Genomic DNA, 243 nt, shown 5'->3' with positions numbered 1-243 from the left:
ACTCCATGGCGCCGACGGCATTGAAGAGCTTTGTTGAACTGGCCAAAATGGATCACCTGATCTACAAGTTTGAGGTGTATCGCGTGTTGTTTGGCTTGAATAACAAGACTGTCGCCAACTTTGCTGACCATCATAATTGCCGCCTGGGCAAATGGTATTATCAGGGCGAGGGTAAAGCGCATTGCTCCCATCTGGGTGGCTTTCGCGAGCTGGAAACACCCCATCGTCAGTTTCATGAGCAAG

Annotated in this window: 1 protein-coding gene; it reads left to right on the top strand. The window is 50.2% G+C overall.

What is annotated here, in order from left to right:
- Nucleotides 1-243: CZB domain-containing protein (locus tag ACZ3HG_RS24600; RefSeq protein WP_465335121.1), on the top strand; the 243-nt coding region annotated here is incomplete at both ends.

This window comes from Erwinia sp. PME.40.26/001, assembly GCF_055556675.1.
Note: the sequence above shows the minus strand (reverse complement) of the source record. Positions and strands in the feature narration are given on the sequence as shown.